Origin of the sequence: Synechococcus sp. R60.1 (assembly GCF_047461835.1) — a bacterium.
Taxonomy (GTDB): Bacteria; Cyanobacteriota; Cyanobacteriia; order Thermostichales; family Thermostichaceae; genus Thermostichus.
Map to the genome: position 1 here is coordinate 1 of NZ_JANSIA010000010.1, position 19016 is coordinate 19016.

General features: G+C 58.9%; 20 protein-coding genes. 9 read left to right on the forward strand and 11 right to left on the reverse strand.

The genetic code is table 11. The annotated features are described in order from the left end of the window. Nucleotides 1–129 precede the first annotated feature (129 nt). Together NW834_RS02740 and NW834_RS02745 are read left to right on the forward strand one after the other, a co-directional pair. Complete coding sequence (locus NW834_RS02740; protein ID WP_414418568.1) at nucleotides 130–930, forward strand: fatty acid desaturase; 801 nt, start codon at nucleotides 130–132, stop codon at nucleotides 928–930. Continuing rightward, nucleotides 927–1937, forward strand: coding sequence for an alpha/beta fold hydrolase (locus tag NW834_RS02745; RefSeq protein WP_011434449.1), 1011 nt, complete (start codon nucleotides 927–929; stop codon nucleotides 1935–1937). The genes NW834_RS02740 and NW834_RS02745 overlap by 4 nt, the downstream gene beginning before the upstream one ends. A gap of 17 nt (nucleotides 1938–1954) precedes the next feature. On the opposite strand, the gene aroQ is transcribed toward NW834_RS02745, so the two are convergent. The 4 genes from aroQ to NW834_RS02765 all read right to left on the reverse strand — a co-directional run bounded on the left by aroQ (nucleotide 1955) and on the right by NW834_RS02765 (nucleotide 5205). After that, complete coding sequence (aroQ, locus tag NW834_RS02750) at nucleotides 1955–2452, reverse strand: type II 3-dehydroquinate dehydratase (RefSeq protein WP_414344089.1); 498 nt, start codon at nucleotides 2450–2452, stop codon at nucleotides 1955–1957. Beyond that, complete coding sequence (locus NW834_RS02755) at nucleotides 2430–2561, reverse strand: hypothetical protein (protein ID WP_011434447.1); 132 nt, start codon at nucleotides 2559–2561, stop codon at nucleotides 2430–2432. The genes aroQ and NW834_RS02755 overlap by 23 nt, the downstream gene beginning before the upstream one ends. A 168-nt stretch (nucleotides 2562–2729) precedes the next feature. Continuing rightward, nucleotides 2730–4679: an acetate--CoA ligase family protein gene (locus tag NW834_RS02760; protein WP_414418567.1), complete on the reverse strand. Its 1950-nt coding sequence runs from the start codon at nucleotides 4677–4679 to the stop codon at nucleotides 2730–2732. 376 nt (nucleotides 4680–5055) lie between these two features. Beyond that, nucleotides 5056–5205, reverse strand: coding sequence for a hypothetical protein (locus tag NW834_RS02765; protein WP_011429585.1), 150 nt, complete (start codon nucleotides 5203–5205; stop codon nucleotides 5056–5058). 134 nt (nucleotides 5206–5339) lie between these two features. Here NW834_RS02765 and NW834_RS02770 point away from each other — a divergent pair, with 134 nt between their 5' ends. After that, on the forward strand, nucleotides 5340–6563 hold the full coding sequence (locus tag NW834_RS02770; RefSeq protein ID WP_414418566.1) for an Era-like GTP-binding protein: 1224 nt from the start codon (nucleotides 5340–5342) through the stop codon (nucleotides 6561–6563). Here the strand turns inward: NW834_RS02770 and lipA are convergent. The 3 genes from lipA to NW834_RS02785 form a co-directional block, all read right to left on the reverse strand. Next, nucleotides 6560–7414, reverse strand: a complete 855-nt coding sequence (gene lipA / locus NW834_RS02775) for a lipoyl synthase (protein WP_414418565.1) — start codon at nucleotides 7412–7414, stop codon at nucleotides 6560–6562. The genes NW834_RS02770 and lipA overlap by 4 nt on opposite strands. Nucleotides 7415–7635: 221 nt before the next feature. After that, on the reverse strand, nucleotides 7636–8130 hold the full coding sequence (locus tag NW834_RS02780) for a DUF4079 domain-containing protein (RefSeq protein ID WP_011429588.1): 495 nt from the start codon (nucleotides 8128–8130) through the stop codon (nucleotides 7636–7638). 465 nt (nucleotides 8131–8595) lie between these two features. Then, nucleotides 8596–8832, reverse strand: a complete 237-nt coding sequence (locus tag NW834_RS02785) for a DUF3148 domain-containing protein (protein ID WP_011429589.1) — start codon at nucleotides 8830–8832, stop codon at nucleotides 8596–8598. A gap of 510 nt (nucleotides 8833–9342) precedes the next feature. Here NW834_RS02785 and NW834_RS02790 point away from each other — a divergent pair. From NW834_RS02790 to NW834_RS02805, 4 genes are all read left to right on the forward strand, one after another. Continuing rightward, nucleotides 9343–9564: a DUF2949 domain-containing protein gene (locus tag NW834_RS02790; protein WP_041436895.1), complete on the forward strand. Its 222-nt coding sequence runs from the start codon at nucleotides 9343–9345 to the stop codon at nucleotides 9562–9564. Beyond that, nucleotides 9545–10627, forward strand: coding sequence for a nucleoside triphosphate pyrophosphohydrolase (gene mazG, locus NW834_RS02795; protein WP_414416207.1), 1083 nt, complete (start codon nucleotides 9545–9547; stop codon nucleotides 10625–10627). The genes NW834_RS02790 and mazG overlap by 20 nt, the downstream gene beginning before the upstream one ends. A gap of 411 nt (nucleotides 10628–11038) precedes the next feature. Beyond that, entirely contained in the window at nucleotides 11039–11998 is a 960-nt protein-coding gene (locus NW834_RS02800; protein WP_414418564.1) for a transglutaminase family protein, read from the forward strand. A gap of 92 nt (nucleotides 11999–12090) precedes the next feature. Further along, nucleotides 12091–12597, forward strand: a complete 507-nt coding sequence (locus NW834_RS02805; RefSeq protein WP_011429595.1) for a hypothetical protein — start codon at nucleotides 12091–12093, stop codon at nucleotides 12595–12597. 9 nt (nucleotides 12598–12606) lie between these two features. On the opposite strand, the gene NW834_RS02810 is transcribed toward NW834_RS02805, so the two are convergent. Together NW834_RS02810 and frr are read right to left on the reverse strand one after the other, a co-directional pair. After that, nucleotides 12607–15312, reverse strand: coding sequence for a CBS domain-containing protein (locus NW834_RS02810; protein ID WP_414418563.1), 2706 nt, complete (start codon nucleotides 15310–15312; stop codon nucleotides 12607–12609). Between the two features lie 231 nt (nucleotides 15313–15543). Continuing rightward, nucleotides 15544–16092 carry a ribosome recycling factor gene (gene frr / locus NW834_RS02815; RefSeq protein ID WP_011429597.1) on the reverse strand — a complete coding sequence of 183 codons (549 nt, stop codon included), beginning with the start codon at nucleotides 16090–16092 and terminating at the stop codon, nucleotides 15544–15546. Nucleotides 16093–16329: 237 nt separating this feature from the next. On the opposite strand from frr, the gene NW834_RS02820 reads away from it, so the two are divergent. After that, nucleotides 16330–16908, forward strand: a complete 579-nt coding sequence (locus NW834_RS02820) for a hypothetical protein (protein ID WP_414329036.1) — start codon at nucleotides 16330–16332, stop codon at nucleotides 16906–16908. A 13-nt stretch (nucleotides 16909–16921) separates the two neighbouring features. Here NW834_RS02820 and recR read toward each other — a convergent pair whose 3' ends face one another. Then, nucleotides 16922–17521 carry a recombination mediator RecR gene (gene recR / locus NW834_RS02825; protein WP_414418562.1) on the reverse strand — a complete coding sequence of 200 codons (600 nt, stop codon included), beginning with the start codon at nucleotides 17519–17521 and terminating at the stop codon, nucleotides 16922–16924. A gap of 35 nt (nucleotides 17522–17556) precedes the next feature. Then, complete coding sequence (locus NW834_RS02830; protein ID WP_414344527.1) at nucleotides 17557–17892, reverse strand: YbaB/EbfC family nucleoid-associated protein; 336 nt, start codon at nucleotides 17890–17892, stop codon at nucleotides 17557–17559. Nucleotides 17893–18113: 221 nt separating this feature from the next. On the opposite strand from NW834_RS02830, the gene NW834_RS02835 reads away from it, so the two are divergent. Beyond that, entirely contained in the window at nucleotides 18114–19010 is an 897-nt protein-coding gene (locus NW834_RS02835; protein WP_414416210.1) for a carbohydrate ABC transporter permease, read from the forward strand. Nucleotides 19011–19016: the final 6 nt, after the last annotated feature.

Consider the following 19016-nt stretch of genomic DNA (forward strand, 5'->3'; position numbering starts at 1 on the left):
TTCTATCGTAACTTCCGCATTCCTCCCGACACTGACCCTACGGGTACAGTGCGGGGCTCCTGCGATTTCTAGCTGAATGTCCGCTCCAATTCAGCCGGGCTCCGGCAGCTTTTGGGACATTTGGCGGTGATGGCGGTGAGTGGCAGCCTGTGGGTGACCCAGAAAGGTGTCAATGGCTGGATTGCCCTGCCGGCGCTGGTGGTTTACGGGGCCAGTTTGGCGACGATGTTTGCTGCTTTGCACGAATGTGTACACCGCACCGCTTTTGCCAGCCCAAAACTGAATGACCGGGTAGCCTGGGTGGCGGGCTTGCTCTCACTTTACAACAGCACTTTTTATCGCCGATACCACAAATGGCACCACCGCTATACCCAGATTCCGGGCAAGGATCCGGAGCTGGAGGATCCCAAACCCCAGAGCTGGCCGGAGTATTTGCTCGAGCTGAGCGGCTTGACTTGGTGGATCGGCAAGGTGAAGACCTACATCCGCATAGCCAGCGGCCAGTTGCAAGGCTATCCCTACATTCCTGAATCGGCCCGCCAAGAGGTCATTCGTTCGGTGCGGTTGCAGCTAGGGGTCTACGGCCTTGGGAGCTTGCTCTCCCTTCTGCTGGGGGATCCCTGGATAGTGTGGCTGTGGCTGTTGCCTTTGGCGGTAGGGCAGCCGATCTTGCGCTTCATTTTGCTGGCAGAGCACACAGGCTGTAGCCAAACCGAGGATCCCTTCTCCAATACCCGTACCACCCTTACCCTTTGGCCAATCCGCTTTTTGATGTGGAATATGCCTTACCATGCTGAGCATCACCTTTACCCCTCCATTCCATTTCATGCTTTGGCCGATGCCCATCAATACCTCAAGCCCCATCTGGCTCATCTAGGGCAGGGGTATGTGCGGGTTCATCGTCAGGTGATTGAACAATTTCAGGCATGACTCACTACACCTGGAGCCTGAACGATTTTCAGCTACAGTGCGGGATCCAACTGCCCCAAATCACGCTCGCCTACGCCACCTACGGGACTCTTTCCCCCCGAAAAGACAACCTGATCCTCTACCCCACCTCCTATGGGGCTCAGCATCCCGACCTGGAGTGGCTGATTCGTCCCGACGGCATCCTCAACCCGCAGCGGTGGTTTATCCTCATTCCCAATATGCTGGGCAATGGCCTTTCCACTTCCCCCAGCAACGATCCAGCCTGTGGCTTGCGGGAAGATGGCTTCTGGTTTAGCCACTGGGACAATGTGCGCCTGCAGGAGAGCCTGATTCGCCAACACTTTGGGATCGAACGCATCCGCCTGATCTACGGCTGGTCGATGGGGGCTCAGCAAGCCTATCACTGGGGATCCCTGTTTCCTGAGCGGGTGGAACGGATCGTAGCCCTCTGTGGCACCGCCAAGACCACAGTTCACAATCGGGTTTTTCTGGAGAGTTTGCGCTCAGCCCTAACTGCCGATCCCGCCTGGAACGGTCGTCGATTTACGGGTGTCCCAGAGCGGGGTCTGCGAGCTTTTGCCCACATCTACGCCAGTTGGGCTGTTTCCCAACCTTTTTTCAACCAAAAATGCTATGAATCCTTGGGGTATGCCTCTCTCGAAGATTATCTAGAGCGAGGCTGGGAGGCCAATTACCGCCGCCGGGATCCGCAGAATTTGCTATCGATGATCGAAACTTGGATCCGCTGCGATATCAGCGACAACCCCATTCACCGGGGAGATTATCGGGCTGCTTTGAGGGCAATTCAGGCCCAAACATTGGTGATGCCCGCCCAGACGGATTTGTATTTCACCCCAGAAGATTGTCGGGCTGAGGCAGAATGGATCCCGAACGCGGTTTACAAGATCATCCCCTCCATTTGGGGGCACCGGGCCGGTAATCCTCATCAAAACCCCGAGGATGAAGCTTTTATTCGCACAGCCGTGCAGGAGTTCCTGGAGAGCTGAGGGCACCTACACAGATCCTACACAGATTGCAGGCGCAGGTGTTGCACCAGAGCCTGTAGCCCCAACAGGTAGCTTTGCGCCCCAAAACCACTGATTTGCCCAATCGCTACGGCGGCGATGTAAGAGTGCTGGCGGAAGGGCTCGCGGCGATGGATGTTGCTTAGGTGGACTTCCACAGTGGGCAATCCTACGGCTGCAATGGCATCTCGGAGAGCAATGCTGGTGTGGGTATAGGCCCCAGGGTTGATCAGAATGCCGACATGCTGCTGGCGGGCACGGTGAATGGCATCGATGAGCACCCCCTCATGGTTGGACTGGAGAATCTCCAGCTTCGCCCCTAGCATTTCTGCCTGCCGATGCAGAGCCTGATCGATCTGCTCTAGGGATACTGAGCCGTAGATGCCCACCTCTCGCACCCCCAGCAGGTTGAGGTTGGGGCCATGCAGTACCAAGAGGCTGAGAGGCTCGCCGCCGGGGGCAATGGCAGTCGGATTAACGACGACGATGGGATCCATCTTCTACCGGAATGGGAGCAGGTTGAGGCTGGGGGTTCCCCAGCAGGGTGTCGATCACACGTTCCACCCATTCCCGGATCTTTTCCAGCACCTTTTCTACCCAATCCATCCGATCTGCCTCGCGAGGTTTTACGAAGGGAGTTTATTCGACGGACTTCTATGATAGCGCTTCTTTCCGAGGGGTGTAGAGCTGACTGGCTGGCCGGCCTTTTTCCCCAGCAGGGATCCCTTGTTTTGCCTACCCTTTTACAAGAATCTGAAGAAAATCCAAAACCCCTCAGCCAGACCAGTTCTTCAGCATCTGGCTAATGGTTCTGCAGATGATCCGCAGGGTCATGGAGCGCAGCAGGATCCCCATCTGAAGGTCTGTCCCCGGCAATTCAAATCGCTCCGCCTGGCCCGCCACCGTCAAAGTTAGGGTGGATCCCCGCTGCAGGAAGAGGGCGCCGCCGGGGTTGAGATCCCGTTTCAGGGTTTGCAGCTCTTGATCGGAGGGATCCCGCAGCACCACCAGATCGCTGCCTTCGTAGGCCAAGCCCTCCCGCTCCAGGGTCTCTTCGTCGGCTTCCGCCAAAAGCAGATCCAGTTGGGGATGGCGCAGCAGGGTTTTCACCTGGCGAAAGAGGCTGCCCTGCAGGGGTCTAGAGCTGTGGTTTAGCAGCACGCCCTCCCGACAGACGGATCCCACACATGCGTTGGGGCGGTGGGACAAAATATGCTCCACCAAGGTGTGCGCCTCCGCCAAGGTGAGGCGGTTAAAGGTCAAAATCGGGATGCGGGCCGTCTTGGGAAACAGATGGTCGAGGATTGCCCCCGGCACATCCACTCCCGCGCCAATGGCAGGTTTTTGGTGCATGAGCACACCTGGCGCAGCGTTGATCTCGATGATCCCCAGGGATCCCTCCTTCCAGGAGCGCTCCAGGCTGGGGGCAATGACATCGATGCCCAAGCACACCAGCGAGAACTGCTGGGCAATGGTTTGGGCCAAAACCACGTTGTCGGGATGGACGGTGGCCGTGACATCGCGGCTCACTCCTCCCGCCGAGAGATTGGATACCTTGCGCAGATAGACCGTCCGCCCCGGTTCCAGCACACTGTCCACTGTCAAGCCTTGCTCTGCCAGAAAGCGCTCCATTGCCTCATCCCATTGGATCGGCCCCAGGGGAGAAGTGGGGGTATCCCAACGGACGGGATCCCGGTTGGCCTGCTCGATGAGCTGCCCGATGGTGCTTCGGCCATCTCCCGTCACTGAGGCGGGGCGTCGTTCCGTGGCCGCCACAAAGCGGCCTCCCACACACAACAGGCGAAAATCGGTGCCCTGCAGATGCTTTTCCAGGATCAGCCGGATGGGCTCCTCAGGGGGAAGGGCTGCCACGGCTACCTCGTAGGCAAAGGCCAGTTCTTCCGGGGTTTGAATGCCTGCTGTTACCCCTATCCCCTTGTGGCCGGCCACCGGCTTGAGCACCACCGGATAGCCGATTTCTTGCGCTTGCTGCAAAGCTTCTGCCAAAGAGGCGACCACCTCTCCCTGGGGCACGGGGAACCCTTGCGCCGCCAGAAAGGCTTTGCAATCGTCTTTGCGGGTGGTGAAGTCAGAGTCGAGATGGCTGTCGCAGTGAAAGGTGGTGGCCACCCCTCGCACCTGGTTGCGACCATAGCCATACTGCATCACCCCTTCATCCCATAGGTAGTAGGTAGGGATCCCGCGTTCGTGAGCAGCCCGCAAGAGGGCATAGACCGTCGGCCCGCCGTACACCGAGTCGCGAAACAATTGCTGCAGGCGGCGCATCTCCCCTTCAACGTCGAAGGGCTCCCCTTGGGCGATGGCTTCCAGCCAATCCCAAGCAAAATAAACCGCGGCACGAGTGGTACGGCCATGCAAGGTCTGCACCGCGATGCGCACATACTCTGGAAACAGGTGACAGCTCCACTTCTGCAAGTGGAGATCCATCTGCAACCGGTTCACCTCCGTCACCAGCCGGGCAAACAAGTGGGCGTAGGAAGGATAAGATCCCTCCTGCAACTGGGGGAAATGGAAGCAGACCTTGGACAGGTAGACATCAATGGGCAGCGGCTGTGGGCACTGGGTAAGGGCAAAGTCGAAGGTGAAAGCGGCTGTATTGAGATAGGGGTTAGGGCCGAGATAATGCTTCAGGTTGAAAATGTCGAAAACATCCGACTCGCGCGCGTTGATGCGGGGCACGCCCGCCGCCTCCTGCAAAACCATAGCCGGCCTCAAGAGAAGGGAAACAACGACCTCAGCGCGGGGAAAACCCAGCTCTCCCGGCTGGGGCCGCTTCCATTATTCCCGATCCGGCCCCCATCCCCGGCGGCTTGCCCTCGCAGCACAAGGGATCCCAGCTAGCCTTTTGCTGGTCAATTAACAGTTGCCTGACAGGCAACTTGGTAACTTGGAAAACCCTTCCCACCCTCTGATCGGGTTGGGGTTATTTCGAGTTGCAGTGCAACTGTTTGCCAATTCTGGGATCCCCTCTCCTCATAATGGGCAAGGGGCTGGGAGTGCTTGCCTGTAGCAGTGCTAGAGGAATGCCTCAGACTTAGACTTGTTCGGAATCACCTAACGATGGGCTTGCCAAGTTGGACTAGCGAAGGGCGCTCAGAAGCACAACATCCATAACCAGCAGCGCCCCAGCAAAGGCCAGCAGGCTGCGCACGATCTGGCGCTCTTGCTTAGAACGATGGGATCCACCCACACGAAGCCATTTCAGAGATTGGGGAAGGCGGTACAGCATAGGAGTTTCGGCGGAACCCTAGGGTGATCATGCCCTATTTTGTGGGGTTTGGATTCCCCACGCTGGGGGGGAGAAACGGCTAGCCCTGAGGGGCAATTCCCTCTAGAGTGAGGGTTAGTCCATTGCCCCTGTCTATGACCACTCCCTTGACCCAAGCCGAAACCGTTTTGCAAAGGTGCTGGGATCATTGGCAATCTCTGGCCAGCCGTCGGGATTTACAACCGGAGTTCAGGGCTCTATCCACTTTGCGCAAGCGCCTCACCGCGCGGCTGTTTTCCATTGCGGTGTTTGGGCTGGTCAACCGTGGCAAGTCGGCCGTCCTGAACGCCCTAACCGGCGAGGAGCGATTGAAGGTGGGCCCCCTCAATGGGGTCACTCAGCAGCCCCAATCCCTGCTGTGGCAGCCGGAGCCAGGGATCCCTTGGCGGGTGAGGCTGGTGGATACTCCGGGTTTGAACGAAGTGGAAGGAGAAGCCCGCGAACAGTTGGCCTGGGATGTGGCCCGCTCGGCGGATTTGATCGTGTTTGTCATCGCCACCGACCTGACCCAGTTGGAATACCAAGCTCTCTCGGAGCTGCGCACCCTGCACAAACCCATCCTGCTGGTGTTGAACAAGTGCGATCTCTACTCCGAAGCGGAGTTGCAGGCCATTTGTGCCCAAATCAGCCGCCACCTGGGCTGGGTATCGCCACAGGAGATTTTGACCGTGGCCGCCTGCCCAAAACCCCTGAAAGTCCGCACCCACTGGCCGGATGGCCGCATCACCCTGGAATGGGAACGGCCTGCACCCCAAATTGAAGCCTTGCGGGGGCGAATTCTGCAGATTTTGCAAACCGAGGCGGGATCCCTCCTGGCTTTGAATGTGTTGAAGCGGCTGGACCGGGTTCAGGCCCAGATTCTGGAAAAACAGTGGCAGCACCATGCCCCCTTTGTGGAGCAATGGGGCAGGATTTTCGCCCTTGGCAAGGGGATGGGGGTGGGCTTAGCTCCGCTGGGGTTGGATTTGCTGTTGGCCCCGCTGCTGGATGGTCTTTGGCTGCTGGGCTTGGAGATCCGGCTGCACCTGCCCCGGAGGGTCTTGTGGAAGGGGCTGTGGCGACCGCTGCTGCTCAATGGGGCTCTGCTGCTGCTGGCGGAAGGGGTGAGTTCCTGGCTGTGGGGAGGCTGGGGCAACGGCCTCTTGCCGGGTCTGGTAGCGGGGATCAGCTTGTACCGCCTGGGATCCCTGGCGCCACAGGTGCTCAGCCGGTTTGCAGCCCGAGCGTTCGGCCTGGAAGCGGGCCTTCGTGCCTTGATCGGACGGGAAAGGTTGGCTATGACAGACTGCACAGCCTCTCTGCCAAGCTCCCTGGCCTAGTTCTCAACCATTTCGGCAGCGTGGTAGGAGCTGCGCACCAATGGCCCTGAGCGCACCTGGCGAAACCCCATCTGGCGGGCTATCTGGCCCAGCTCGGCAAACTCTTCCGGAGTCCAGTAGCGTTCCACAGGGCGATGGGCCAAGGAAGGTTGTAGGTATTGCCCCAGAGTCAGACGATCGCATCCCACCGCCAGCAGATCCCGGAAAGTTTCCAGCACTTCTGCGCGGGTCTCCCCATGCCCCAGCATCAGCCCAGACTTGGTGGGTAATCCAGGATTCAGCTCCTTGACCGTTCGCAAAACCCGCAAGGACAAGTCGTAGCCGGAGCTGCGCCGTACTGCCTGGGAGAGGCGTCGCACCGTTTCGATGTTGTGGTTGTAGCAAACAGGCTGGGCAGCCACCACACGGGTAATGCACTCGCGATCCCCGCGAAAGTCGGGGGTGAGCACCTCGATCTGGGTGCCGGGGCAGCGCCGCCGAATTGCCTCGATGACCTCCACAAAGCGACCGGATCCCTGGTCGGGCAGATCGTCGCGGGCCACCGAGGTGAGTACCACATAGCTGAGCCCCAGCAGCTCAACCGCCTCGGCCACTTTCTCCGGCTCTGTGGGATCCAACGGTGCGGGCCGTCCACTGGCCACCTGGCAAAAAGAGCAGGCGCGGGTACAGATCCCTCCCATCAGCAGAAATGTAGCGGTTTTTTGGCTGTAGCACTCGGCTCGATTTGGACAGCGCCCCTCCTCACAAATGGTGTGCAGGCCCCGCTGCTTGATCACCTGCTGCACCGCTGAAGTCTCGCTGGCTTTGCCGATGGAACGCTTGACCCAACTGGGAAGAGGGCTAACCGACATAGGGAGAACCGTTGCGTTAACTGGGTATCGGCAACAAGACTGCGCCCCTCTACAGCCGAAGGATGCAGCGCCTGCTCTGCCATTCTGACATGATGAAGCTCTGGGTTCCGAAAAGGGGAGGCCGAAGTCTTTGGGTCGACGGACTTCTCGGCTCGCACCAGCGGGACAAAGTCCTCCCAAAGCTCAGCCCTGTTCAGGGTTGCATGGGTCTTTCGGGGAGATTAAGCCACCTGGGGTGTGGTCAGCATCTGGTTGACGATGCGCTGCACAATCTGAAAGCCGGTCACCGCCTGCCAACCCAAGATCGCCAGGATCACCACGTTTAATAGGACATGCACATTACGCGCCCAGACCTTTTGCCCGTCTTTCATCAGCGGTGCTAGAGCCGCAGAGCTGGCCACCAAGGCCACAATGCCCAACCCAGCCAGCAGGTGAGGCCCAACAAACAGCTTGCCATTGTTCAGGTAGGTAACCCCCATGCCGCCCAGCGCCCCGAACACCATCAACACCAAGAACAGGGATCCGGCGAGGAAATGCCGCTGACCAAACTTCCCTTTGATCAGCTCCTTGCGTTCTTCTGCTGAGGCAGTGCGCACCCGTCGCGCTTGCAGACCCAGGTAAAGGGCATACAAGGCCAGCGCAAATGCCAAAATCATCAGCACAGGATGAAAGAAAGGCAAGGCCAGTTCTAGCCAGCGAGGAAGTTGAATGCTCATAGAGATCGCAGGATGGAAGAGGAAGACGCCCCCAAATTAACATGAGTTAACCTGATGCGCGGCAGTCTCCAGTCTCAGCGCAGCGGACTGGCACCCTATGGCAGGGTAACCCCCTGCGTCACTTTGTGGCTACGCAACGCTGCCGCGGCCCAGCTTTATCCCAGTCGCCAGCAAGAAAAACTCTTGCACCACTGGGGGCGGATGTGCTGAGCCCTCTACAGCGCGGCGGTGGCAGATCGCAAAACCAGCTACCAAAAGCTGGGCAGGTCTGTCAGCTACTTCGACACCGCTGACGGGAATAAGCAACTGAGCTCGCTGAAGCGTCAGAAGCGGCTAGCCGCGGTTCAGGCTATCGCGAAAGTCCGCCGGCCAGTTGAAGGCTCGCTTCTGCAGAAAGCTGCCAGCTCCCAAAGGTTCTAAAGGCCGGCAAACCCATCCAGCTGGCTCGGAGGAGAGATGGGCGTGTCAGGACAGGGATCCCACCGGCGCGAGATATTTTCCGTCTATGAGAAAGATGCCATTGGCAAACTGCACACTGTAGGTGCCCAACAGCCGCCGCTGCAGGATCACCCCTTGTTCGTGCAAGCGGATCAAATGGGCCGGGCGCAACATCGGCATTGGGTCAGCCGTTTTTAGGTAAGGAGGCATCTCCACCACTTGAACCGTTGCCCCCACTGGCAGTAAACCCTGGGCTTCAGACATAACGGGAGTCCATGTGGCAAGTGTCTCTAGCTTAGCTGAACGTAGGACGATGTATGCCCAAAACCGAACCCGAGCAGGATGACAGCATTAGGGCAGATCCCAGAGGAGCCGAACAGATTGGATCCCCGAAGAATTGTTGTAAGATTTTTATCAAGCACGAGGATTCAACGAGATAAAAAGGTAACATCTTGCAAGGTGAGTTGGTTTTTCCCACAAAGAAAAAGCAGTCGGCCTTTCGGGGTGCTGCCAACTGATCGCCAATTTGCTACCATACCATGAACTCTTGGTACCCATTTTTTGTGTCCTTGGATACGGAAACCTCATTTGCCGAGGCAATTTAGGGGTTCTCTTGTCCTGGAGCTGTGGGCGCAGCGCTTAGCAAGCTCGCCTTCGGCCTACGCACCAGCCAGATCTTTGCCGAAATTCTGTAGAAGTGTTAAGAATAGTTACATTGGTTTGCTATCTTCTCAGTTTTCATACTCGTCCTTACTTCAGCGCTGCGAAACGACCATGCTAGATCCCATTCCCCCCCCAGCCCTTGAGGAATATCTATTGGAAACGGGCATTATCGACCGTTCTCAACTGAGCCTGGCCAAGAAGCTGCAGCATCGCCAGCAAGGGCCGTTGCTGATGATCCTTTTGGAGTTGAGTTTCATCGATCTGGAGCAGCTCAGCCGCCTTTTGGATTTGGGCCGCGCCTACCCTTTTGATCATGCTGCAAACGCTGGATAGTCTTCAGCCCAACTGGCAACAGGCTCTGGCTCGGTGGTTCGCTGCTGAGCAGGGATCCCTGCTGCTGAAAAGCTGTGGGGGCCAGGATCTGGCGAAGCTGCGCAGTGTTTTGCAACAGATCTGTTCTCCTGTCCAGTCTGTTACGTTGCTAACAGAAGACTTGGAGGTGGTGGCCGGCCCATTGACGCTGCAAAGCTGGGATCCTCAAGCGACGGGCCATTTTGCCCACCTTTATCTGGAGCGTTCCGCCTCTAGCTCACACATGAGTCGTTTGGCGGCTATTGTTGCTCGGTTGCGCGCTCCCGACGGGTGTCCTTGGGATCGGGCCCAAACTCCGGAGTCTCTTACCCCCTACATTCTTGAAGAAGCGTATGAGACGGTAGCTGCCATTCGAGCCGGGGATCCGGCAGCAATTGCCGAAGAGCTGGGGGATTTGTTGTTGCAGGTGGTGTTGCAGTCTCAGATCTTTGCCGAGCAGAACCACTTTGATCTGGAAGCTGTGGCTGCGGGAATTGCCGATAAGCTCATCCGCCGTCACCCCCATGTGTTTGGGGATGCTGTGATGGCAGATCTTCCGGAGTTGCACCGCTCTTGGGAACAGATCAAGCAAGGGGAGCGACCGGATCAAAGCCTTGGCCAAAAACTGCTGCACTATGCCCAAAGTTTGCCTCCCCTAATGGCTGCCCTGAAAATTTCCTGCAAAGTGGTGGGGGCAGGGTTTGAGTGGCCAACGGTGGAGGGGATCTGGGCCAAGATCCGCGAGGAAGAAGCCGAGCTGCGTCGAGAATTGGAGAGGGATCCCCCCGATCCAACTCGGCAGGAAGCCGAACTGGGGGATCTGCTTTTTGCCCTGGTCAACTTGGGCCGTTGGTATGGTTTGGATGCTGCCCAAGCTCTAACCCAAACCAACCTGCGCTTTGCTCGCCGTTTTTTGCGCATGGAAGAGCTGGCTCAGGAACCAGCGGGATCCCTGCCCGGCGATGGCATAAGCTCCCTTCTGAAAGGACGCAGTTTCCAGGAGCTGGAAGTCCTCTGGCAACAGGCCAAGCAAGAGTATCCCTAGTTTCGTTTCTGGATGTGGGGTTGAGCCGGTGCCAGCTCTGAGGGGGTATCCGCCCACACAGTCTTGGGGCAAGTTCTCTTTGTAGGGTAGGAGCTGTTCTGAGCACCTGTCTCTATGTCGGCTATGTCTCCAGTTTCTTTCCTTGAGCAGGCTGGGGCTTGGATTGAATGCCTGCCCACATGCCAGAATGCAGCAAACCCCCCTCGCTATGCTCCTGTACGGGCCGGGGAGTATATTCGCTCTAAGCTGAAGGTTTCGATGATTGGGGAGGCAGGGCAGAGCTCTCGGAGATCTCAAACTCAGATAAAGTTTCAAAGCTCCCCGGCAGAGGATACAGCTACCTCCTGGCTTTGATTCGAGAGCAGTTTGGGTTACCTGATCTCAAGGCTCGGCTGCCTGTGGTGAAACCTCTTGCCCGTCATTTGGCCTGTGCAAATTCAGATCCGCCATCTCATCGAATATCGCTACAGTCGTCCAGTCCAACTGGAGCCCCACACGGTGCGATTGCGACCGCGCTGCGACGGGATCCAAACTCTCCTGGCTTTTGAGTTGCAGGTGGATCCGCAGCCGGTGGGCCAATCGGCGCTGGTGGACCTGGAGGGCAACGCGGCGGTTCGGCTCTGGTTTGGGGATCCCACCGAGCACTTGCGCATCCAAACTCAGGCCACGGTGCTCACCCTGCGGCAGAATCCCTTCGACTACCTGCTCTGCGATTGGGCCACCCATCTCCCCATCGACTATCCCAGCACGCTGGCAGCCCAATTACAGCCTTATCTGACGGCTCAGGCAGATCCCGGCATCCAGGCCTTGGCCTGGGAGCTATGGGATCACGTGCAGGGGGAAACGACAGCTTTTCTGCCGGCGCTGAACCAGCGCATCTATTCAGAATGCCGCCACATCTTGCGGGAAAAGGGGGATCCCTGGCCTGCCGGCTTGACCTGGCATCGCAAAACCGGAGCCTGCCGCGATTTGGCCCTGGTGTTCATGGAGGTCTGCCGTACGGTAGGCTTGGCCGCGCGCTTTGTCAGTGGCTACCAGGTCAGCCCCTCGCAGCCTTCGGGGGAGAGCAGGGGTGGAGAACCCCCAGAGCCTGGGCGCCGTCATTTGCACGCTTGGGCGGAGGTGTACTTGCCGGGGGCCGGTTGGCGGGGCTTTGATCCCACCCAAGGGTTGGCCGTGGCCGACGGTCATGTGGCTTTGGCGGCCAGCGCTTACCCCAGAGATGCCGCTCCCATTTACGGCCATTGGCTGGGCAAGGGCGTTCACAGCAGTATGAGCTACACCATCCACATCCAGGCGGGATCTTCTGCGCAAAGCCAAGCCCAGCTTGCTGCAGACAGCCTGAGCACTCCACCAAAAGTTTGGGGCTGAAGCCGTAGAGCTTCAACTTGGCCGGATCCCAAAGCGAAAATTTGAGATAGCATAGCCTAGCCAAGATCTAGAGAATCTGCCGAGGGATCCCGTTGACCCAGTCTATTGATGTCCCCACCAGCGTTGATACGTTTTTGCAGGAGTTGGCCGCCATTCAGCAAGTTGGGCCGAAGCGAGTGGCCATCCTGGGCAGTCGTCATGTGCCCATTACCCACCAGTATTTGATCGAGACCCTCAGTTATGCCCTGGCCCTTACCGGCAATCAGATCCTCACCTCTGGGGCTATTGGCACCAACTTGGCCGTCATTCGGGGGGCGATGCGGGCGGACATGAAGTCCTTGACGGTGATCTTGCCCCAGAGTTTGGAGCGACAGCCGGCAGAGTCGCGGGCCAGCCTGGAGCAGGTGCTGCATCTGGTGGAGCATCCCGAAAACGACCATCTTCCCCTGGCGGAGGCCAGCCGCCTGTGCAACCTGGAGATCATCGGCAAGTGCCAGCAGTTGATCTGCTTTGTTTTCCACGACAGCGTCACGCTGCTGGATGCCTGCAAGCACGCCGAGGAGCAACACAAGTTGGTGACTCTCTTCTATTTCGACTGATTCGACCTTCTACTTTGGCCCAGCCTGTGGCAGGGGGAAGTGTTCTTGTAGCCAGGCTTCAGCTTCTGCCGGGGTGGTGAGTTCGCCGTTCAGGGTGAGGCAACGCAGTTGCTCCAAAATGGCTTGGAAGGGGCGACCTGGCTTGTAACCCAGACGACGCAGATCGTGGCCGTTGAGGAGCGGCTTCACCCAGTACCACTCCTGCAAGTAGCGCCAGATCAACCGCCGGGCCGGCTTGGGGGCGATCCCAGCCAACAAAATCACCGCCGGGATCCGCAGCCCCTGCAGCAGTTGCACCACCTGGGCCGGAGAGAGGGTGCCGGGATCCAATTGGGCCAACAGGGTTTGGTAATAGGAGGAATGACTGAGGCGTTCGATGCCTGCTTGGGTGAGGTGGAGTTGGCTGGCCACCTGGGGGGCTTGGGGTAGGGTGAGGAGGAGAGCCTCTAGGCGCAGTTGCCAGATCTCCTGGGATCCCAGCTCAGGATAGCGGCGGCGAAAGTGATAAGCCCAGCGGCCCACCCGTTGCAACCGCCGGCACAGGGAGGGATCCCACTCCAGGTCGGGGTGAATACAGCGCAAAGCTCCCCATTCTGCCAGCCGCTCAAAGGCTTGGGGCCAATCGCGGGCTCCGAGAATATAGGCCAGCTCCTGCTTGAGGCGATCCCCGCCGACGGCATCGTGCAGACCACTGGCCACGGCAGCGCGGATCCATTTTTCTGTGGTCGAGTCCAGGGCGAAGCCCAAGCGCACCGCAAAGCGCACCGCCCGATAAATGCGGGTGGGATCCTCGATGAAGCTGTTGGGGTGTAATGCCCGGATGATCCCCTGTTGCAGATCCGCTTGTCCGCCGAAAAAATCCAGCACCTGTCCTCGCTGGGGGCCGTTGAGGCGCAAGGCCAAGGCGTTGATGGAAAAATCCCGCCGATAGAGGTCTTGCTGAATGGATCCCATGGCCACTTCGGGGGGAGAGGCCGGGTAGGGATAAAACTCCGTGCGGGCGCTGGCGATATCCACACAAAAGCCTCCTGGCCAGATCAAGGCCGCCGTTTGGAATTTGCCGTGGATCTCCAGCCGCGCTTCCGGGAAGTGCTGTTTGAGCGCTTGTCCCAAAATCAAGCCCCAGCCCGGGGGATCCGTCCCATCCAGGGCCGGAGAGTAGGGCCCATCCACCACCAAGTCCAGATCCAGCCGCTCCAGGTTGGGTGAGGGCTGCCGTCCCCACCGATGCAGCAGCAGATCCCGCACCGTTCCCCCCACCAGATACAACCTCAGGCCCTTTTCATCGGCGAGGCGGGCGGCCTGCTCCAGCAACTGTCGATGCCGTTCCGAAAGAGCGGCGAAGGTGAGATCCAAGGGGCAGGAAAGGGTGGGCAGAGCCAACTGCGGTGAGAGGGCCGGCAACTCGTGTAGGTGCCGCAACACATCGGTGCGAGTTACAATGCCCACCAACTGTCCATCCTGGAGAACCGGCAGGCGGCCAATATCCCACTGCACCATCAACCGCTGAATCTCCGCCAAGGGGGTGTCGGGGGAGAGGGTTTTCACGTCGGTGGTCATGTAGCCCTTGACGGGGGCATGGCCAAACCCGTGATGCAGGGCGATATCGATATCCCGCCGCGAGATCACCCCCACCAGGCGACCTTGAGCGTCCACCACCACCAGGCCGGAATGGCCGTAGCGCAGCAGCACCCGCTGGGCCTCGTCGATGGTGATCTCCGGTCGGATGGTGCGCACCGGAGCCGACATCAAATCTTTGGCCGTCACCGGGGGCGGGATCCGCTCTTGGACAGCCTGCCTGAGGGCCGCCATGACTTGGGCCGGGTCGGGCAAAGGCTGCTCTGGGCTGGCTTTTAACGTGGCTGCTGCAGCACAATCGTGTCCACCGCCGCCGTAGAGGGCCATCACCCTGCCCAACTGGGCAAACTCCTGCCGCGCCCGCCCGATCAGGCTGAGCCGCTCCCCCTGCCGCGCCACCAAGAGCAGCACATCCACTCCCGTCAGATCCATCAGCCGCATCACCAGGCCGGCCAAGCCGGGCACGAACTCCGGCAGCTCCAGCAGCCATTCTCCCAGGCGATACTCCCCCACCTGCTGCACCTGCATCTGGGCCAACCCCTGGCTGAGCAGCTCGCGCATCTCTGGGGTGAGGCCATCCCCCAAAAAGCGCCGCAACAAGACCAGGTTCACCCCCTGATCCAACAGCCAGCTCAGGGCAGCAGCATCGCGGGCGGTGGTCTCCGGGAAGGTCAGGGATCCCGTATCCATGTGGATGCCCAAAGCCAGTGCCAGCCGCTCAAAAGGGCTGAGAGGGATCCCAGCAGCCTGCAGCCGCTCCACCAGCAAGGTACAGGTGGCCCCCACGGCCTCGATATGGCTGTTGACCTGCTGCTGCGGCCAAAAGTTATCCAGTGGACTGGGGTGATGGTCGAAAATCTCAATCTGCGCGCCGGGGACGCTCAACCAAGCGGCAGCTTTTCCCAAGCGATCCGGATCGTGACAGTCCACCACAATCCACCGCTGCACCTGTCCCGGATCCACAGAGCGCAACTCAATGAGGGGAAATTCATCTCGGTACAGGGCCAAAAACTCCTGCACCCCCGGCAGGGATCCCCCGGTCAAGGCAATGCGGGCACCCGGATACAGGCGGGCCGCTCCCACCGCCGCCCCCAGGGTGTCGAAATCCGCCGATTGATGGCACAGGATCAGATCCATTGCGGCAAGGTTTGTCGTATTCCGCTCTTCCATCCTGGCCCAAGCCAGGATCCCTCTTGTTGGAATTGGACGAGGAGAAACGAACGGCTGCCCGACTTCGAGGGGCAAGTGGAAACCTTGAAGTTTCGGGATGAGTGTCGAGTTTTGATCAAAAAATGGGGTCTTTAACCCCGTCCTACCGCTGCGCAGAAGCAATCCAGTAGCGTGGGGAGTTATGTCCACAAGGAGCTTTTACAGCGTCGTCAGCTCCTTTTCTTTTTCTGCCAGCAGCTCATCGATCTTCTTAATGTAGCGGTCAGTTAGTTTCTGGATGGCATCCTGCAAGCTTTTGGACTCATCTTCAGACAGCTCGCCATTTTTCTCTCGCTTGCGCACCGAGTCAATGCCATCCCGCCGGATGTTGCGGATCGAGACTCGCCCCTCTTCGGCCAGCTTGGCCACCTGTTTGCTCAGCTCTTTGCGCCGCTCTTCTGTCAGGGGGGGAATGGTGAGCCGCACCACCTTGCCGTCGTTGCTGGGGGTTAGACCTAGGTCAGAGGCAACAATGGCCCGCTCAATGGCCGCCAGGGTCGAGGGATCAAAGGGCTGGATCAAGAGAGTGCTGGAGTCTGGCGTGGTGAGGCTGGCCAGGGCCTTCAGGGGAGTGGGCACGCCGTAGTACTCCACCTGAATCCGATCCAGCAGGCTGGAATTGGCCCGCCCGGTGCGTACCGTATTAAAGGAGCGCTGTGTGGCTTGCACAGCTTTGTTCATCAACTCCTCAATCTCAGCTAGCTCCACGGGGTTTTCCTCGCTTTCAAAATCAGTTTCCAGATATCAGGCTCTGGCAGCAAACCTGGCCCCTCTACGGTGAGCCTGACCTCAATTTTACTGCCTTGTCTTAGGATCCCGTTCCCCAAAGCTGCACCTGCAGCTGGCGAATTTCCGCAAAATGCCCCCCAGTGGGATAGTACGAGCTCAAAGCTTTTCTTAGACTGGTCTGGACTTTACTGCACAATACAGGCACGACGAAGTTTTATGCCCTCTCGTCAAGTTTGTTCTTCAACGGCCCTAGCCTGGCTGATCGGCAGCTTGAGTCTCTTGGGTTTTGGAGCGGCTGCGGCAGCCTTAGAGCTGCAGATTGTCTCCCCCAATGCTTATAAAGTGCCCTACCTGGGAATTGATGGTGTTTTCACTCTGGATACGTCCCTGGAACAATCGGCCAACGATCCGCGCAATCCGAAGCGGGTGAAGTTCGAGAAGATGGAGTTTTTCTCCTTTTATGCCGACCTGGAAGGGAAAAAGCCCCTGGCGGAAAATTGTCGCTACGCCTATCGGGGGGCTGCGCCGGATCCCTTCTACTACCCTGAGCGCTCCTTAAGTTCCATCTGGGATTTGTTTCAGTTGCAGCCTGGAGCAGACGCCAGTTGCGAGACCTTCACCTATGTGATTCTGCGGGCACCCCACGGGGATCCGGTGCACATGCACCTGCGCTACGGAGGCCGCAACAGCAGCTTCCAGGAACTTCTGAACATCAGCACTCTGCCGGAGGATCCTGCCAACTTCAACCCCTGGTGGAGCACCTACTGCGCGGAGGGGGTAACCGGCTGCGATTGATGGGCTGGGCGGCTCACAACTCCTGCCGGGCTTCCAGGGCACGGGCCAGGGTGACCTCGTCGGCGTATTCCAGCTCGGATCCCATGGGCAGGCCGAAGGCCAGGCGGGTCATGCGCAAGGTGGGGGCAACCGGCTTCAGGTAATCCTTGACCACGTGCATGGTCACCTCTCCCTCTACACTGGGGCTGAGGGCGAAGATCAGCTCCTGCGGTTTTTCCCGTGCCACCCGGGCCACCAGCTCGCGGATGTGCAGTTGGTCGGCCCCGATCCCGTTCATGGGGGAGATGAGGCCGCCCAAAACGTGGTAGAGCCCCTTGAACTCGCGGGTGCGCTCCATCGCAATCAAGTCTTTGACGTCGGCCACCACGCACCACAGCGAGGGATCCCGCTGCGGCGAACGGCAGATCTCACAGGGATCCTCCGCCGACCAGTTGAAGCAGATGGAACAGTGCCGAACCGTCTGCTTGGCTTCCAGCAGGGCTTTGGCCAGGGCCTCGATCTCGCCGGCAGGCCGGTTGATCAAGTGGAGAGCTAGGCGCTGAGCGGTTTTGGAGCCAATGCCGGGCAGCCGTTGCAGCTCTTCGATGAGGCGAGCCAAGGGGCGAGTGTACATACAGAGTTAAGCAAGCGGGGTTAAGCAAGTGGGGCTCAACCCAGTCCCAACCCCGGCAGACTGATGTTTCCGGTCAGCTCTTCCATGCGTTTGCGCATCGTCTCGGCAGATTGGGTGTAGGCGTTCACCATTGCTGTCAGGAGCAAGTCTTCTACCACATCCACCGACTCCTGGAGAATCTGGGGATCCAGAGAGACTTTGAGAGGTTCTTGGTTGCCGTTGACCGTCACTTTCACCAGCCCATTGCCGGCTTCGCCGACGATCTCCATCTCCTCTAGCTCTTTTTGCAGCCTTTGAGCGCCATCGCGCACCTCTTGGGCTTTCTTGAGCGCTTCTTGGATTTTGCCGAAGGGGCCAAAGCCTCGAGTCATGGGATCCTCTCTTGGGTTATCCAGATACTGCTGTTCTACTCTACCCGTTTCCCCATCGCCGGTGAAAGCACTCGAAAGTTCAGGCCAGAAGTGCTCCGCACCGCTAAGGCGACCGGCCTTCCTTAGGTTGCCCTTAACTCTGGCAGATTATCCTCTCAAGAGAAGCCAAAGATCGACTCAAAAGCCCATCTGCTCATCGGTGTTCGCCGTCTGGAGGTGCTATGGCTCAATTGTTGCAGGATCCCCGATCTCAAGTGGCCCAGCCCAGTTCAACTCGGGTGGAGCCTTCTCCCTGGCGTTGGCGGCGCTGGATCCCGGAGCGTTGGTATGTGCATTTGGGCCTGGTGCTGGCCTGCTTGGTTCTGGGATTTCCGGTGTTGTACGCCCTGCTCGTGAGCACCCAGAACAATGCCGAGGTGTTCCGCTATCAATTGACCTTTGGCTCCTCTTTTGCCTTCAACTGGCATCAGGTGATGGTGGCGCGGCACTTGGGCCACTACATGGTCAACAGCACCATCGTGGCGGTGGCGATCACCGTGGGCAAGACGGTTTTGTCGCTGCTAGCCGGGCTGGCCTTTGTGTACTTCCGCTTTCCCGGCAAAGGGCTGGCCTTTGGCTTTGTGCTGATCACGCTGATGATGCCCACAGAAATCTTGATCATTGCCCTGCTGCGGTTGGTCACCAACTTGGGCTGGGGATCCACCTACTACGCTTTAATCGTGCCCTTTCTGGCCAGCGCCACGGCCACGTTTTTGTTTCGCCAGCATTTTTCCAACATTCCCCGCGAGCTGGCGGAGGCGGCCCAACTGGACGGGGCCAACCCGCTGCAATTTCTCACCCAGGTGCTGATCCCCTTGAGCTGGAACGCCATCGGGGCGCAGGCGGTGATTCACTTCGTTTACGCTTGGAATATGTACCTGTGGCCCCGCTTGATCGTGCAAGGCCGAGAGCGACAAGTGGTGCAGGTGGGGCTGCAATCCCTGCTCAATCTGGATAGCTCGGCCTCCTATGGCCCCATGATGCTGGGAGCGATCATCGCCAGTATCCCGCCGCTGCTGGTGTTCATTGTCCTGCAAAAGCCCTTCATGAGCGGGTTAGCCCTCAATCGCGACAAGTAAGCCCTT